This is a genomic window from Pseudomonas resinovorans NBRC 106553 (assembly GCF_000412695.1).
GTDB classification, from domain to species: domain Bacteria; phylum Pseudomonadota; class Gammaproteobacteria; order Pseudomonadales; family Pseudomonadaceae; genus Metapseudomonas; species Metapseudomonas resinovorans_A.
The window spans coordinates 582,516-597,828 of record NC_021499.1 but is presented as its reverse complement, the minus strand read 5'-3'; the positions used below and the strand labels follow the sequence as shown (position 1 = coordinate 597,828).

Annotated in this window: 15 protein-coding genes; 12 read left to right on the top strand and 3 right to left on the bottom strand. The window is 64.0% G+C overall.

The window, feature by feature from the left end; all coding sequences use genetic code 11:
• Nucleotides 1–8: 8 nt before the first annotated feature.
• From apaG to PCA10_RS02630, 8 genes are all read left to right on the top strand, one after another.
• A complete protein-coding gene (gene apaG, locus PCA10_RS02660; RefSeq protein WP_016490479.1) occupies nucleotides 9–389 on the top strand; it encodes a Co2+/Mg2+ efflux protein ApaG in 381 nt (126 codons plus the stop codon).
• Nucleotides 390–399: 10 nt separating this feature from the next.
• Nucleotides 400–1,227, top strand: a complete 828-nt coding sequence (locus PCA10_RS02655) for a symmetrical bis(5'-nucleosyl)-tetraphosphatase (RefSeq protein WP_016490478.1) — start codon at nucleotides 400–402, stop codon at nucleotides 1,225–1,227.
• Nucleotides 1,220–1,549, top strand: a complete 330-nt coding sequence (glpE, locus tag PCA10_RS02650) for a thiosulfate sulfurtransferase GlpE (RefSeq protein WP_016490477.1) — start codon at nucleotides 1,220–1,222, stop codon at nucleotides 1,547–1,549. The genes PCA10_RS02655 and glpE overlap by 8 nt, the downstream gene beginning before the upstream one ends.
• 287 nt (nucleotides 1,550–1,836) lie before the next feature.
• Nucleotides 1,837–3,759, top strand: a complete 1,923-nt coding sequence (locus PCA10_RS02645) for a PrkA family serine protein kinase (RefSeq protein WP_016490476.1) — start codon at nucleotides 1,837–1,839, stop codon at nucleotides 3,757–3,759.
• A 98-nt stretch (nucleotides 3,760–3,857) separates the two neighbouring features.
• Nucleotides 3,858–5,129, top strand: coding sequence for a YeaH/YhbH family protein (locus PCA10_RS02640; protein WP_016490475.1), 1,272 nt, complete (start codon nucleotides 3,858–3,860; stop codon nucleotides 5,127–5,129).
• 13 nt (nucleotides 5,130–5,142) lie between these two features.
• Nucleotides 5,143–6,708, top strand: coding sequence for a SpoVR family protein (locus PCA10_RS02635; protein ID WP_016490474.1), 1,566 nt, complete (start codon nucleotides 5,143–5,145; stop codon nucleotides 6,706–6,708).
• Between the two features lie 64 nt (nucleotides 6,709–6,772).
• Nucleotides 6,773–6,901 (top strand): hypothetical protein, encoded by a 129-nt coding sequence (locus tag PCA10_RS31075; RefSeq protein ID WP_269451125.1) that lies wholly within the window; start codon nucleotides 6,773–6,775, stop codon nucleotides 6,899–6,901.
• Between the two features lie 58 nt (nucleotides 6,902–6,959).
• Nucleotides 6,960–8,192: a multifunctional CCA addition/repair protein gene (locus PCA10_RS02630; RefSeq protein WP_016490473.1), complete on the top strand. Its 1,233-nt coding sequence runs from the start codon at nucleotides 6,960–6,962 to the stop codon at nucleotides 8,190–8,192.
• Here PCA10_RS02630 and folK read toward each other — a convergent pair.
• A complete protein-coding gene (gene folK, locus PCA10_RS02625; protein WP_016490472.1) occupies nucleotides 8,165–8,707 on the bottom strand; it encodes a 2-amino-4-hydroxy-6-hydroxymethyldihydropteridine diphosphokinase in 543 nt (180 codons plus the stop codon). The genes PCA10_RS02630 and folK overlap by 28 nt on opposite strands.
• On the bottom strand, nucleotides 8,698–9,051 hold the full coding sequence (folB, locus tag PCA10_RS02620; RefSeq protein ID WP_016490471.1) for a dihydroneopterin aldolase: 354 nt from the start codon (nucleotides 9,049–9,051) through the stop codon (nucleotides 8,698–8,700). Before folB ends, folK begins: the two co-directional genes overlap by 10 nt.
• A 51-nt stretch (nucleotides 9,052–9,102) precedes the next feature.
• Between folB and plsY the strand changes: the two genes are divergently transcribed.
• Nucleotides 9,103–9,672: a glycerol-3-phosphate 1-O-acyltransferase PlsY gene (plsY, locus tag PCA10_RS02615; RefSeq protein WP_016490470.1), complete on the top strand. Its 570-nt coding sequence runs from the start codon at nucleotides 9,103–9,105 to the stop codon at nucleotides 9,670–9,672.
• 31 nt (nucleotides 9,673–9,703) lie between these two features.
• Here the strand turns inward: plsY and tsaD are convergent, their stop codons facing one another.
• Nucleotides 9,704–10,729: a tRNA (adenosine(37)-N6)-threonylcarbamoyltransferase complex transferase subunit TsaD gene (tsaD, locus tag PCA10_RS02610; RefSeq protein ID WP_016490469.1), complete on the bottom strand. Its 1,026-nt coding sequence runs from the start codon at nucleotides 10,727–10,729 to the stop codon at nucleotides 9,704–9,706.
• 207 nt (nucleotides 10,730–10,936) lie between these two features.
• Between tsaD and rpsU the strand changes: the two genes are divergently transcribed.
• The 3 genes from rpsU to rpoD all read left to right on the top strand — a co-directional run bounded on the left by rpsU (nucleotide 10,937) and on the right by rpoD (nucleotide 15,243).
• Nucleotides 10,937–11,152, top strand: a complete 216-nt coding sequence (rpsU, locus tag PCA10_RS02605; RefSeq protein WP_003085057.1) for a 30S ribosomal protein S21 — start codon at nucleotides 10,937–10,939, stop codon at nucleotides 11,150–11,152.
• Nucleotides 11,153–11,342: 190 nt separating this feature from the next.
• Nucleotides 11,343–13,322, top strand: coding sequence for a DNA primase (dnaG, locus tag PCA10_RS02600; RefSeq protein ID WP_016490468.1), 1,980 nt, complete (start codon nucleotides 11,343–11,345; stop codon nucleotides 13,320–13,322).
• 67 nt (nucleotides 13,323–13,389) lie between these two features.
• The gene (rpoD, locus tag PCA10_RS02595; RefSeq protein ID WP_016490467.1) at nucleotides 13,390–15,243 is read left to right on the top strand and encodes an RNA polymerase sigma factor RpoD; all 1,854 of its coding nucleotides are present in this window, start codon (nucleotides 13,390–13,392) and stop codon (nucleotides 15,241–15,243) included.
• Nucleotides 15,244–15,313 lie beyond the last annotated feature (70 nt).

The window sequence follows — 15,313 nt, the reverse complement described above, 5'->3', positions numbered from 1 at the left end:
ACCTACGCGTGTCCGATACCCGCTACCAGGTCGACGTCAGCGTCGTCACCCGCTTCCTTCCGGAGCAATCCCAGCCGGACGAGAACCGCTTTGCCTTCGCCTACACCGTGACCATCCAGAACAACGGCGAACTACCGGCCAAGCTGCTCACCCGCCACTGGGTGATCACCGACGGCGACGGCCACGTGCAGGAAGTCCGCGGCGCCGGCGTAGTCGGCCAGCAACCGCTGATCGCCCCCGGCGCCAGCCACACCTACACCAGCGGGACCGTGATGGCGACGCAGGTCGGCAGCATGCAGGGCAGCTACCAGATGGTCGCCGACGATGGCAAACGCTTCGACGCCAACATCGCCCCCTTCCGCCTCGCCGTACCCGGCTCGCTGCACTGAAGGAGTCGGCATGACGGCTTATGCGGTCGGCGATATCCAGGGCTGCCTGGATCAGCTGAAGTGCCTGCTGGAGCAAGTCCGCTTCGACCCGGCCAACGACCAGCTCTGGCTGGTGGGCGACCTGGTCAATCGCGGGCCCAAATCCCTCGAAACCCTGCGCTTCCTCTATTCCATCCGTGAATCGGTGGTGTGCGTATTGGGCAACCACGACCTGCACCTGCTGGCGGCGGCCAATGACATCGAGCGCCTGCGCAAGGCCGACACGCTGCGCGAGATCCTCGACGCACCGGACCGCGCCGAACTGCTCAACTGGCTGCGCCGGCAGAAGCTGCTGCACTACGACGAGCAACGCGACATCGCCCTGGTCCATGCCGGCATCCCGCCCCAGTGGAGCCTGAGCAAGGCGCTCAAGCGCGCCGCGGAGGTCGAGGAAGCGCTGCAGGACGACGCACGCCTGCCGCTGTTCCTCGACGGCATGTACGGCAACGAGCCGGCCAAATGGGACAAGGACCTGCATGGCGTGACGCGCCTTCGGGTCATCACCAACTACTTCACCCGCATGCGCTTCTGCCGCGCCGACGGCACCCTGGACCTCAAGTCCAAGGAAGGCCTGGATACCGCCCCGCCCGGCTATGCCCCCTGGTTCAGCTTTCCCGAGCGCAGGACCCGTGGACAGAAGATCATCTTCGGCCACTGGGCGGCACTGGAAGGCAAATGCAACGAACCCGGCCTCTTCCCCCTCGACACCGGCTGTGTCTGGGGTGGCGCCATGACCCTACTGAACATCGACAGCGGCGCACGCATCAGCTGCAGCTGCGAGGAGAACCGCCATGAGTGAATTCCAGCGCATCGCCCCCGAGCAGGCCCAGGCCCTGCGCGAACAAGGCGCCGTTGTGGTGGACATCCGCGATCCGCAAAGCTTCGCCCTCGGCCATATCAGCGGCTCGCACCACCTGGACAATTACTCCCTGCCCGACTTCATCGCCCACGCCGACTTCGACAAGCCGCTGATCGTCACCTGCTACCACGGCAACTCCAGCCAGAGCGCGGCCGCCTATCTCGCGCACCAGGGCTTCTCCGAGGTCTACAGCCTGGACGGCGGCTTCGAGCTCTGGCACAGCGTCTACCCCGGCGAAGTCGCCCGACAGAGCGCCGATTGAAATTTTTTCGGTGAGGCGCAACCCCGCGCCATCACTGGCTTGGCGTCACTTCTCCGACGGACGGTAATCCCCTGTTATCGTTCCGTAATGCTTGACCTTGCCGATAACGAACTACTCTTAGCTCAGGCCATCCATAAAAGGGGAGAGCCGGTACACCGGTTCCGGGCCATCGGCAGCGACCATTCAGGTGTTCTGGGGGACTTTCATCGGCCGACCGTCTTCGGCTGACTGCCCGCACCCGTATAACCGACCCCGCGCCGGCTTCCTGATTCCAGCGAGGTGACGTCATGAGCATTTTCAGCCACTTCCAACAACGCTTCGAAGCGACTCGCCAGGAGGAGTACTCCCTCCAGGAATATCTTGACCTGTGCAAACAGGATCGCAGCGCCTACGCCACCGCCGCCGAACGCATGCTCATGGCCATCGGTGACCCGGAGTTGCTCGACACGTCCATCGACCCGAGGCTGTCACGGATCTTCTCCAACAAAGTGATCCGTCGCTATCCGGCCTTCGCCGACTTCCATGGCATGGAAGAGTGCATCGACCAGATCGTTTCCTACTTCCGCCACGCCGCCCAAGGCCTGGAAGAGAAGAAGCAGATCCTCTATCTCCTGGGCCCGGTAGGTGGCGGTAAATCGTCCCTGGCGGAAAAACTGAAGCAGCTCATGGAGCGCGTGCCCTTCTATGCCATCAAGGGCTCTCCGGTGTTCGAATCGCCCCTGGGGCTGTTCAACGCGGATGAGGACGGCACCATCCTCGAAGAGGAATACGGCATCCCGCGGCGCTACCTGCGGACCGTCATCTCGCCCTGGGCGACCAAGCGCCTCAACGAGTTCGGCGGCGACATCAGCAAGTTCCGCGTGGTCAAGCTCTACCCCTCGATCCTCAACCAGGTCGCCATCGCCAAGACCGAGCCGGGCGACGAAAACAACCAGGACATCTCCGCCCTGGTGGGCAAGGTCGACATCCGCAAGCTCGAGGAATACCCGCAGAACGACGCCGACGCCTACAGCTACTCGGGCGCGCTGTGCCGGGCCAACCAGGGCCTGATGGAATTCGTCGAGATGTTCAAGGCGCCGATCAAGGTCCTGCACCCCTTGCTGACCGCCACCCAGGAAGGCAACTACAACAGCACCGAAGGCCTGGGCGGCCTCCCCTTCAGCGGCATCATCCTGGCCCACTCCAACGAATCGGAATGGCACAGCTTCCGCAACAACAAGAACAACGAGGCCTTCATCGACCGGATCTACATCGTCAAGGTGCCCTACTGCCTGCGGGTCACCGACGAGATCAAGATTTACGACAAGCTGCTCGTCGGCAGCTCCCTGGCCCACGCCCACTGCGCACCGGACACCCTGCGCATGCTGGCGCAGTTCTCCGCCCTGTCACGCCTCAAGGAGCCGGAGAACTCCAACATCTATTCCAAGATGCGCGTCTATGACGGCGAGAACCTGAAGGACACCGATCCCAAGGCCAAGTCGATCCAGGAATACCGCGACTCCGCCGGGGTGGACGAGGGCATGAACGGCCTGTCGACCCGCTTCGCCTTCAAGATCCTCTCCAAGGTGTTCAACTTCGACCCCCACGAGGTCGCGGCCAACCCGGTGCACCTGCTCTATGTGCTGGAACAACAGATCGAGCAGGAACAGTTCCCGGCCGAAGTGCGTGAGCGCTACCTGCGCTACATCAAGGAATACCTGGCGCCGCGCTACATCGAGTTCATCGGCAAGGAAATCCAGACCGCTTACCTCGAGTCCTACAGCGAATACGGTCAGAACATCTTCGATCGCTACGTGCTCTACGCCGACTTCTGGATCCAGGACCAGGAATACCGCGACCCGGAAACCGGCGAGATCCTCAATCGCGTGGCACTGAACGAGGAGCTGGAGAAGATCGAGAAACCGGCCGGCATCAGCAATCCGAAGGACTTCCGCAACGAGATCGTCAACTTCGTGCTGCGCGCCCGGGCCAACAACAACGGCAAGAACCCCAGCTGGCTCAGCTACGAGAAGCTGCGCGTCGTCATCGAGAAGAAGATGTTCTCCAACACCGAGGACCTACTGCCGGTCATCAGCTTCAATGCCAAGGGCAGCAAGGAGGAACAACAGAAGCACAACGACTTCGTCAAACGCATGGTCGAGCGCGGCTACACGGAGAAACAGGTACGCCTGCTGTCCGAATGGTACCTGCGGGTACGCAAGTCGCAGTAAAACAGTCTCAAGCTGCAAGCCAGGAACACGCCCACCGGAGGCGCCGTCTCGTACGGCGTCCTCCGCACCTTGCGGCCTGAAGCTCCCCGGAGGGGTCTATGAGCTACGTCATCGACAGGCGTCTGAACGGCAAGAACAAGAGCACGGTGAACCGCCAGAGGTTCCTGCGGCGCTACCGTGAGCACATCAAGAAGGCCGTGGAGGAAGCCGTCAGCCGCCGTTCCATCACCGACATGGAGCACGGCGAACAGATCAGCATCCCCGGTCGCGATATCGACGAGCCCGTGCTTCACCACGGCCGTGGCGGGCGCCAGACCATCGTCCACCCCGGCAACAAGGAATTCACCACCGGCGATCGCATCCCCCGCCCCCAGGGCGGCGGCGGTGGCCGAGGCGGCGGCAAGGCCAGCAACCAGGGTGAGGGGATGGACGAGTTCGTCTTCCAGATCACCCAGGAAGAATTCCTCGACTTCATGTTCGAGGACCTCGAACTGCCCAACCTGGTGAAGCGTCATCTCACCGGGGCGGACACCTTCAAGACCGTGCGCGCCGGCATCAGCAACGAAGGCAGCCCCTCGCGCATCAACATCGTCCGCACCCTGCGCTCGGCCCACGCCCGGCGTATCGCCCTGTCCGGCAGCAGCCGCACCAAGCTCAAGGAAGCGCGGGCCGAACTGGAGCGACTGAAACGCGAAGAGCCGGACAATTTCGGCGATATCCAGGAACTTGAAGCCGAAATATCCAGACTTCGCGCCAGGATCGAGCGTGTCCCCTTCCTCGACACCTTCGACCTCAAGTACAACCTGCTGGTCAAGCAGCCCAACCCCTCCTCCAAGGCGGTGATGTTCTGCCTGATGGACGTGTCCGGCTCCATGACCCAGGCGACCAAGGACATCGCCAAGCGCTTCTTCATCCTGCTCTACCTCTTCCTCAAGCGGAACTACGACAAGATCGAGGTGGTGTTCATCCGCCACCACACCAGCGCCCGCGAGGTGGACGAGGAGGAATTCTTCTATTCACGGGAAACCGGCGGCACCATCGTCTCCAGCGCGCTCAAGCTGATGCAGGAGATCATGGCCGAGCGCTACCCCATCAACGAATGGAACATCTATGCCGCCCAGGCCTCGGACGGCGACAACTGGAATGACGATTCACCCATCTGCCGGGATATCCTGATCAAGCAGATCATGCCGTTCGTGCAGTACTACACCTACGTCGAGATCACCCCGCGCGAACACCAGGCGCTGTGGTACGAGTACGAACAGGTCTGCGAAGCGTTCGGCGATACCTTCGCCCAGCAGCAGATCGTCTCGGCGGCGGATATCTACCCGGTGTTCCGCGAGCTGTTCCAGCGCAGGCTCGTGACCTGAGGGGAGGCGTGAAATGAGTGCCAGCAAGAAGGAACGCAAGCCTATTTCCACGGGGTCGGAATGGACCTTCGACCTGATCCGCACCTACGACCGCGAGATCAGTCGGATCGCCGAGCGCTACGCGCTGGACACCTACCCAAACCAGATCGAAGTCATCAGCGCCGAGCAGATGATGGACGCCTATGCCTCGGTGGGCATGCCGATCGGCTACAACCACTGGTCCTACGGCAAGCACTTCCTCGCCACCGAGAAGGGCTACTCGCGGGGGCAGATGGGCCTGGCCTACGAGATCGTGATCAACTCCGACCCCTGCATCGCCTACCTGATGGAGGAAAACACCATCACCATGCAGGCGCTGGTGATCGCCCATGCCTGCTACGGCCATAACAGCTTCTTCAAGGGCAACTACCTGTTCCGCACCTGGACCGACGCCAGCTCGATCATCGACTACCTGGTGTTCGCCAAGCAGTACATCATGCAATGCGAGGAACGCCACGGCATAGACGCCGTGGAAGACCTGCTGGACTCCTGCCACGCCCTGATGAACTACGGCGTGGACCGCTACAAACGCCCCTACCCCATCTCCGCCGAGGAGGAACGGCGCAGGCAGAAGGAGCGTGAGGAACACCTGCAGAAGCAGATCAACGACCTCTGGCGCACCATCCCCAAGGGCGCCGGCAAGGGCGGCGAGCGGGACAACCAGCGCTTCCCCGCCGAGCCCCAGGAAAACATCCTCTACTTCATCGAGAAGCACGCCCCGCTGCTGGAACCCTGGCAACGGGAAGTGGTGCGCATCGTGCGCAAGATCGCGCAGTACTTCTATCCACAGCGCCAGACCCAGGTGATGAACGAGGGCTGGGCCACCTTCTGGCACTACACCCTGCTCAACGACCTCTACGACGAGGGCCTGGTCACCGACGGCTTCATGATGGAGTTCCTGCAGTCCCACACCAGCGTGGTCTACCAGCCCCCCTTCGACAGCCCCTACTACAGCGGCATCAACCCCTACGCGCTGGGTTTCGCCATGTACCGCGACATCCGCCGCATCTGCGAGGAACCCACCGAGGAGGACCGCCACTGGTTCCCGGACATCGCCGGCAGCGACTGGCTGACCACCATCAAGTTCGCCATGAACAGCTTCAAGGACGAGAGCTTCGTCCTGCAGTTCCTCTCGCCCAAGGTGATCCGTGACCTGAAGCTCTTCAGCATCCTCGACGACGACCAGAAGGACGAGCTGCTGGTCCCCGCCATCCACGACGAGCAGGGCTACCGCACCATCCGCGAAACCCTGGCTGCCCAGTACAACCTCGGCAACCGCGAACCCAACGTACAGATCTGGAGCGTCGACCGCCGCGGCGACCGCTCCCTGACCCTGCGCCACCAGCAGCACGACCGCAAGCCGCTAGGCGAGTCCACCGAGGAAGTGCTGCGGCACCTGCACCGCCTCTGGGGCTTCGACATCCACCTCGAAACCCGCCAGGGCGAACAGATCACCGGGAGCCACCATGTTCCCCCAAAGGGGGAGCGCACTGAGGACGGGGAATACCCGCGCCTGGACCTGATCATTCCACCCATTTGATCGGTTGACCGCATGCCGGCCCAGGCCGCGCATGCGGTTCAGCCCTTATGGGAGCCGACCTCAGATGCGCCTGTTCTTCGTCCTGCTGCTTTGTCTGGCCCTGGCCACCTGCTCCGCTCCGCAGATCGACATCCTGCAGCCCGCCACGGCCGACGAAGCGCCAAACACCGGGAGGTCACCGCGCATGAGCTGATCGGGCAGGCCCCGGCCACGCGTCGGGCTGCTATCCTCCGCGTCCACGGAGGCAAGCCATGCAGATATACAGAGTGGGTGGTGCGGTACGCGACCGCCTGTTGGGTCGCGAGGCGACCGAAAATGACTGGGTAGTGGTGGGCGCCACCCCCGAAGAGATGCAGGCACAGGGGTTCCGTCCGGTAGGCGCGGACTTCCCGGTGTTTCTCCACCCGCAGAGCGGCGAGGAGTACGCCCTGGCCCGCACCGAGCGCAAAAGCGGCCGGGGCTACGGCGGGTTCACCTTCCATGCCAGCCCGGACGTGACCCTGGAGCAGGACCTGATCCGCCGCGATCTCACGGTCAACGCCATGGCCGAGGACGGCCAGGGCGGGCTGATCGACCCCTATGGCGGCCAGCGCGACCTCCAGGCGCGGCTGCTACGCCACGTCTCCCCCGCCTTCGCCGAGGACCCCCTGCGGGTACTGCGGGTGGCGCGTTTCGCCGCGCGCTATGCACCGCTGGGCTTCACCGTGGCCGAGGAAACCCTGGAGCTGATGCGACAGATCGCCGAATCCGGCGAACTGGACGCCCTGACCCCGGAGCGCAGCTGGAAGGAGATTTCCCGCGCGCTGATGGAGCCGCGCCCGGACCAGTTCATCCAGGTGCTGCGCGACTGCGGCGCCCTCGCTGCCTGGCTGCCGGAGCTGGATAAGCTGTTCGGCGTGCCCCAACCGGCCAAGCATCACCCCGAGGTGGACGCTGGCGCCCATGTGCTGGCGGTGCTGCGCCAATGCGCCGAGCACGACCAGCCGCTGACGGTGCGCTGGGCCTGCCTGCTGCACGACCTGGGCAAGGGCCTGACCCCGGAGGAGGACTGGCCGCAGCACATCGCCCACGAAAAGCGCGGCCTCAAGCTGATCAAGGCGGTCAACGAACGCTGCAAGGCACCCCGCGACTGCCAGGAACTGGCCCTGCTGGTGGGCGAATACCACACCCACGCCCACCGCGCCCTGGAACTGCGCGCCACGACGCTGCTGGAACTGCTGCAGAGTTTCGATGTGTATCGCCGCCCGCAGCGTTTCGAGGAATTCGTCTCCGCCTGTGAAATGGACGCTCGCGGCCGCGCAGGGCTGGAGCAGCGCGACTATCCCCAGGCGGCCTACCTGCTGGGTGCGGCCGCGGCCGCCCGCGCGGTGGCGGTACAGCCCCTGCTGGAGAAGGGCTTCAAGGGGGCGGAGCTGGGCGAGGCGCTCAAAGGCGAGCGCCTCAAGGCCCTGAAGGCCTACAAGGAAGGCGGCGGGAAGGCCTGACGTAGCTCGGGCGGCGTCAGCGGGGCGCCGCGCCAGCTGAAAGCGGTCGGCCAGAGCGCTTGCTGGATAGAGGCGCCCGCCCATAGTTCGGCGAAGCTCCGCCCCTCTCCAGGGTGGTGCAACTCGGGCGCCAGCAGGGCCAGGGGCCAGAGCACGAAGGCGTTCTTCAACACCTCGGGGCGCGGCAGGACCAGACCGTCGAAGTTCCCCACCCGATCGCCGTACAGCAGCACATCGATGTCCAGCGGCAGGCCTTTGCGGCCCGGCGCATAACGACCGTTGTCGGCCTCGATCTCCTTCAGCCGGCGATCCAGCTCGTGAAGGGGCAGGTCGGTCAGCGCGCGGACGACGAAATTGAAGAAGTTGCCGCTCTTGATCCCCACGGGAAAGCTCTCGAACACCGGCGAGCAGCGTATGTCCTGGAGAAAGCCGGCGAGGGCTTCGAGCCCGGCGGTGAGATTGCGCTCGCGCTCGATATTGCTGCCGAGGCCGAGGTAGACAGGAGTCAGCGACATCCGCGCTCGATCTCCACGCCAACGCTGCTGGCCGCCGGTACGGCGCCGGGCTTGTGCAACTTCAGGCGGACCCAGGGGATCCCGAACTCGCCCATCAGCACCGCCACCAGGCGTTCGGCAAAGGTTTCCACCAGGAGGAACTGCGCTTCGGCGGCGAAGGCCTGGATGCGCTGGGACACGGCGGCATAGTCGAGCGCCTTATCGAGGTCATCGCCCTCGGCGGCGGGACGGTTGTCCCAGCCCAATTGCAGGTCCAGGCGCAGGCACTGGCGAATGCTGCGCTCCCAGTCATAGGCACCGATTACGGTGTCGACCTCCAGGCCCTCGATGAAAACCGTGTCCACGTCAGTGCTGCCCCGCTAGAATCGGGACTTCCTCGCCCCGGAATGGATACCATGTTTTGGCTGCTGGCGACTCTCGCCTACCTGCTCGGATCGTTGTCCTTCGCCATTCTGCTCAGCCGATTGTTCGGCACGGGCGACCCACGTGCCCAGGGCTCCGGTAACCCTGGCGCCACCAATATGCTGCGGGTGGCGGGCAAAAAACTGGCGATACTGACCCTGCTCGGCGACCTGCTGAAGGGCCTGTTGCCGGTACTGGTCGCCTTTCTGTGCGGCCTGACCATCCAACAGCAGGCCTGGGTCGGGCTCGCAGCGGTGCTCGGGCACCTCTACCCCATTTACTTCCGCTTCCGTGGCGGCAAGGGCGTCGCCACCGCAGCCGGCATGCTGCTGGGGCTTTATCCCCCAGCGGCATTGCTCGCCGTCTGTGCCTGGCTACTGACCTTCTACCTGACCCGCACCAGTTCGCTGGCCGCGCTGATCGCCACGCCGCTGACCCTGCCGCTACTGGCCTGGCAACAGCCCGGCGCGCTACTGCCGATGACCGTATTGACCGGCCTCATCGTCTGGCGCCATCGCGGCAATCTACGCGACCTTTTCGCCGGACGCGAACGGCATTTCTGAATACGCTGTGTGAATTCTGCTCAAGCTGCGGTCAGACTGCGGGAAGCTGCTCCATCGGCCAGCGTGCCTGCACGCCGATCGCCGGACCATCCTGCTGCCCCGCCAACAGACGCTGGCAACCGGCGTAGGCGATCATCGCGCCGTTGTCGGTGCAGAACCTGGGCCGCGCATAGAACACCTCACCCTTGAACTCGCCCAGCATCTTCGCCAGCGACTGGCGCAGAGACTGGTTGGCGCTCACGCCACCGGCGATGACCAGGTTCTTCAGGCCGGTCTGTTTGAGGGCGCGCTTGCACTTGATGGTGAGAGTCTCCACCACCGCCTGCTCGAAGGCCAGAGCGATGTCGCAACGGGTTTGCTCGCCGTCGTCCCCAGCACTGCGGCGCTGCTGCCAGGTATTGAGGGCGAAGGTCTTGAGCCCGCTGAACGAGAAATCCAGGCCAGGACGGTCGGTCATCGGACGCGGGAACGTCAAGCGGCCAGGGGTGCCGCTCTGGGCCAACCGGGCAATCTCCGGACCACCGGGATAGCCCAGGCCGATCAGCTTGGCGGTCTTGTCGAAGGCCTCGCCGGCCGCGTCGTCCACCGACTCGCCCAGCAACTGGTAGCGGCCGATGCCATCCACCCGTACCAACTGGGTATGGCCGCCGGACACCAGCAGCGCGACGAACGGGAACTCCGGCGGCTGCTCTTCCAGCATGGGCGCCAGCAGATGGCCTTCCATATGGTGCACCCCGAGCGCCGGGATGCCCCAGGCAAACGCCAGTGCCTGGGCGCAGGACGCCCCCACCAGCAGCGCGCCCACCAGGCCGGGGCCTGCGGTGTAGGCGATGCCGTCGATGTCCTCCGGTTTGCGATCGGCCTCTTCCAGCACCTCACGCAGCAGCGGCAGGAGGCGCTTGACGTGATCGCGGGACGCGAGCTCCGGCACGACGCCGCCGTAGACGCGATGCAGGTCGATCTGACTGAACAGGGCATCGGCCAGGAGGCCGCGCTCACTGTCGTATAGGGCGACGCCGGTTTCGTCGCAGGAAGTTTCCAACCCCAGCACTAGCATGGGAACAAGCCTTTATTGCCTGGCCAAAGAAGAGGGCGCGAATCATAATCGCCCCCCCTCCGGCCGGCCAGCGGTTTTCGACTGAAGGCTTTGCATTCCTGGGCTCGAGGCGTTAATATCCGCAGCCCTTGAAAACCGACGCGCCGCCGAACCTATTTTTTGCCGGAATGCGTCGACCATTCGGTAATTCATGAAGGTACGACCTGGATGCCAGCCGTCAAAGTTAAAGAGAATGAACCCTTCGACGTAGCCCTGCGTCGTTTCAAGCGCTCCTGCGAGAAAGCCGGCGTACTGGCCGAAGTTCGCAGCCGTGAGTTCTACGAGAAGCCCACTGCTGAGCGCAAGCGCAAAGCCGCCGCCGCGGTCAAGCGTCACGCCAAGAAAGTGCAGCGCGAGCAGCGCCGCCGCGAGCGCCTGTACTGAGTTAACAGGCTTCGCAGCACCTCCTCGCTTCGCCCGACTACGGCCGGGCGAGTGCATGGTGGGCACACAAGGAACTCCGCTTCGCCCCGGCGAATAGCGGAGTTTTTTGCTTTCCAGCGCCAAACGCCCTTCTGTCGCCACCGACAGGGCGCGAGTATGCTTTGATCCTTCCCGCCTCCTCGAGCACGCTATGGCCGGCCTGATTCCACAAGGCTTCATCGACGACCTGCTGAACCGCACCGACATTGTCGAAGTGGTCGGCGCGCGCGTGCAGCTGAAAAAGGCCGGCAAGAACTACACCGCACGCTGCCCCTTCCATAACGAGAAGACGCCCTCCTTCAGCGTCAGCCCGGACAAGCAGTTCTATTACTGCTTCGGCTGCGGCGCCGGCGGCAACGCCCTCGGCTTCATCATGGACCACGACAACCTGGACTTCCCCCAGGCGGTCGAGGACCTGGCCAAGCGCGCCGGCATGGACATCCCCCGGGAAGAAGGCGGCCGTAGCAACCGCCCGCGGCAGCCCAGCGACTCCCCGCTCTACGGGCTGCTCACCGCCGCATCGGACTATTACCGTCACGCGCTCAAGCAGCACCCGAGCCGCAAGGCGGCGGTGGAATACCTGAAAGGCCGCGGCCTGACCGGCGAGATCGCCCGCGACTTCGCCCTGGGCTTCGCCCCGCCCGGCTGGGACAACCTGCTCAAGCACATGGGCGGCGACAGCCTGCAGCAGAAGCACATGATCGACGCCGGCCTGCTGATCGAGAACGCCGAGACCGGAAAGCGCTACGACCGCTTCCGCGACCGGGTGATGTACCCGATCCGCGACAGCCGTGGGCGCATCATCGCCTTCGGCGGCCGCGTGCTGGGCGACGACAAGCCCAAGTACCTGAACTCCCCGGAAACCCCGGTTTTCCACAAGGGCCAGGAACTCTACGGGCTGTTCGAGGCACGCAAGCACAACCGCAACCTCGACGAAATCATGGTCGTCGAGGGCTACATGGACGTCATCGCCCTGGCCCAGCAAGGGCTGCGCAATGCCGTCGCCACCCTGGGTACCGCCACCAGCGAAGAACACCTGCGCCGCCTGTTCCGCCTGGTGCCCAGCGTGCTGTTCTGCTTCGACGGCGACCAGGCCGGACGCAAGGCCGCCTGGCGCGCCCTGGAGTCCACGCTACCGGCGCTGGAAGACGGTCGCCGCGCGCGCTTCCTCTTCCTGCCCGAAGGCGAGGACCCGGACAGCCTGGTCCGCAAGGAAGGCACCGACGCCTTCCGCGCACGCATCACCCAGCACGCCCAACCGCTGGCCGACTACTTCTTCCAGCAACTGAGCCAGGAAGCCGATCCCAGCTCCCTGGAAGGCAAGGCCCACCTGGCCACCCTGGCGGCACCGCTCATCGAACGCATTCCCGGCGCCAACCTGAAAGTGCTGATGCGCCAGCGCCTGGCCGAGATCACCGGACTCACCGGCGACGCCCTCGGGCAATTCGCCCGCAGCGCCCCGAGCAGCGGCGAAAGTCGCGGGCACGCGCAATCGGAAGACGCCTACTACGAGTCGTTCTCCGGCTACGACGAGCAACAGCACGAGCCGGACCACTCGCATTACTTCGAGCAGCCCGCCGCACCCCAGGGCAACTGGCAGCAGGGCGACAAGCGCAAGGGTGGCTGGAAGAAGGACGGCAACAAGTGGAATAAACAGGGCCGCGACGATTTCAAGCGCCCGCCACGCACCGAAGTGAAGGTGGAATCCCCTACGCTCACGGCCTTGCGAACCTTGCTCCACCATCCGTCGCTGGCGCAAAAGGTCGAGGATGCCAGCCATTTCGCCGCCGAAGATGACACCTACGCCCAGCTCATGGTCGCGCTGGTGGAAGCCGTCCAGAAGAACCCGAAACTCCGTTCGCTGCAGCTGATCGCCCGCTGGCACGGCACCGACCAGGGCCGTCTACTACGGGCCCTTGCGGAGAAGGAATGGCTGATTTCCGACGACAACCTTGAACAACAGTTTTTCGACACTATAACTAGGTTGTCGGCTCGCCAGCGGGAACGCCGCCTGGAAAGTCTGCTGCGGAAAGCACGTCAAAGCGAACTCAGCGCAGAGGAAAAAGATCAGCTGCGCGACCTACTCAGCCGCAACACGTCTCCCCTGACTCCGACCTCAACTGGCGCGTAAGGCCCCGGATCAGGTATAATCCTCGGCTTGTTTTCAGCCCGCCAAGACCTTAAGTGGATAGGGTGCTATGTCCGGAAAAGCGCAACAGCAGTCTCGCCTCAAAGAGTTGATCGCCCGTGGCCGTGAGCAGGGATACCTGACTTACGCGGAGGTCAACGACCACCTGCCGGAGGATATTTCCGATCCGGAACAGGTGGAAGACATCATCCGCATGATCAACGACATGGGGATCAACGTATTCGAGAGTGCTCCGGATGCGGACGCCCTGTTGCTGGCCGAAGCCGACACCGACGAAGCCGCTGCCGAAGAGGCCGCTGCCGCCCTGGCTGCAGTGGAAACCGATATCGGCCGCACTACCGACCCCGTGCGCATGTACATGCGTGAAATGGGTACCGTGGAACTGCTGACCCGCGAAGGCGAGATCGAAATCGCCAAACGCATCGAGGAAGGCATCCGCGAGGTAATGAGCGCGATCGCCCACTTCCCCGGCACCGTCGACGGCATTCTCGCCGAATACCAGCGCGTCACCACCGAAGGTGGCCGCCTGTCCGACGTGCTCAACGGCTACATCGACCCCGACGACGGCACCCTGCCGGCTGAGGAAGTCGAGCCTGTCGGCCTGAAGGACGACAGCGCCGCGGCCAAGGAAAAGGACGAGGAAGAAGAAGAGGAAGGCGAAAGCGACGACGCCGAGGAAGAAGGCGACGGCGGCCCTGACCCCGAAGAGGCCCTGCGCCGCTTCACCGCGGTCTCCGACCAGCTCGACAAGGCCAAGAAGGCCCTGAAGAAGCACGGTCGCGACAGCAAGCAGGCCACCGAGGAGCTTCAGCTCCTGGCCGAGCTCTTCATGCCGATCAAGCTGGTGCCCAAGCAGTTCGACGCTCTCGTGGAGAAAGTCCGCAGCGCCCTGGACCGCGTCCGCGCCCAGGAACGCGCCATCATGCAGCTCTGCGTGCGTGACGCCCGGATGCCGCGTGCCGATTTCCTGCGCCAGTTCCCGGGCAACGAAGTCGACCTCGACTGGGCCGACAGCCTGGCCAAGGGCAAGGCCAAGTACGCCGAAGCCATCGGCAAGCTGGTGGACGACATCAAGCGCAACCAGCAGAAGCTGGTGGATCTCGAGCAGGAAGTCGAACTGACTGTCAACGAGATCAAGGACGTCAACCGCCGCATGTCCATCGGTGAAGCCAAGGCTCGCCGGGCGAAGAAAGAGATGGTCGAGGCCAACCTGCGTCTCGTGATCTCCATCGCCAAGAAGTACACCAACCGTGGCCTGCAGTTCCTCGACCTGATCCAGGAAGGCAACATCGGCCTGATGAAGGCGGTGGACAAGTTCGAATACCGTCGCGGCTACAAGTTCTCGACCTACGCCACCTGGTGGATCCGTCAGGCGATCACTCGCTCGATCGCCGACCAGGCACGCACCATCCGTATTCCGGTGCACATGATCGAGACCATCAACAAGCTCAACCGCATCTCCCGCCAGATGCTCCAGGAAATGGGCCGCGAGCCCACTCCGGAAGAGCTTGGCGAGCGTATGGAAATGCCTGAGGACAAGATCCGCAAGGTGCTGAAGATCGCCAAAGAACCGATCTCCATGGAGACTCCGATCGGCGACGACGAAGACTCGCACCTGGGCGACTTCATCGAGGACAGCACCATGCAGTCCCCGATCGACGTAGCCACCGTGGAAAGCCTCAAGGAAGCCACCCGCGAAGTACTGGCCGGCCTCACCGCCCGTGAAGCCAAGGTCCTGCGCATGCGTTTCGGCATCGACATGAATACCGACCACACCCTCGAGGAAGTCGGCAAACAGTTCGATGTGACCCGTGAGCGGATCCGCCAGATCGAAGCCAAGGCGCTGCGCAAGCTGCGCCACCCGTCGCGAAGCGAGCACCTGCGCTCCTTCCTCGACGAGTAAGCGACACGAGAACCCCCGGCCAGTCCGGGGGTTTTCTTTTTTACGCGCCCAACCGCCCCACCACGTCTTT

Bases quoted from the DNA above. Each gene is read 5' to 3' on its own strand.
- PCA10_RS02655 (WP_016490478.1), top strand. From the start codon at position 400: ATGACGGCTTATGCGGTCGGCGATATCCAGGGCTGCCTGGATCAGCTG.
- glpE (WP_016490477.1), top strand. From the start codon at position 1,220: ATGAGTGAATTCCAGCGCATCGCCCCCGAGCAGGCCCAGGCCCTGCGC.
- PCA10_RS02645 (WP_016490476.1), top strand. From the start codon at position 1,837: ATGAGCATTTTCAGCCACTTCCAACAACGCTTCGAAGCGACTCGCCAG.
- PCA10_RS02640 (WP_016490475.1), top strand. From the start codon at position 3,858: ATGAGCTACGTCATCGACAGGCGTCTGAACGGCAAGAACAAGAGCACG.
- PCA10_RS02635 (WP_016490474.1), top strand. From the start codon at position 5,143: ATGAGTGCCAGCAAGAAGGAACGCAAGCCTATTTCCACGGGGTCGGAA.
- PCA10_RS31075 (WP_269451125.1), top strand. From the start codon at position 6,773: ATGCGCCTGTTCTTCGTCCTGCTGCTTTGTCTGGCCCTGGCCACCTGC.
- PCA10_RS02630 (WP_016490473.1), top strand. From the start codon at position 6,960: ATGCAGATATACAGAGTGGGTGGTGCGGTACGCGACCGCCTGTTGGGT.
- folK (WP_016490472.1), bottom strand. From the start codon at position 8,707: ATGTCGCTGACTCCTGTCTACCTCGGCCTCGGCAGCAATATCGAGCGC.
- plsY (WP_016490470.1), top strand. From the start codon at position 9,103: ATGTTTTGGCTGCTGGCGACTCTCGCCTACCTGCTCGGATCGTTGTCC.
- tsaD (WP_016490469.1), bottom strand. From the start codon at position 10,729: ATGCTAGTGCTGGGGTTGGAAACTTCCTGCGACGAAACCGGCGTCGCC.
- rpsU (WP_003085057.1), top strand. From the start codon at position 10,937: ATGCCAGCCGTCAAAGTTAAAGAGAATGAACCCTTCGACGTAGCCCTG.
- dnaG (WP_016490468.1), top strand. From the start codon at position 11,343: ATGGCCGGCCTGATTCCACAAGGCTTCATCGACGACCTGCTGAACCGC.
- rpoD (WP_016490467.1), top strand. From the start codon at position 13,390: ATGTCCGGAAAAGCGCAACAGCAGTCTCGCCTCAAAGAGTTGATCGCC.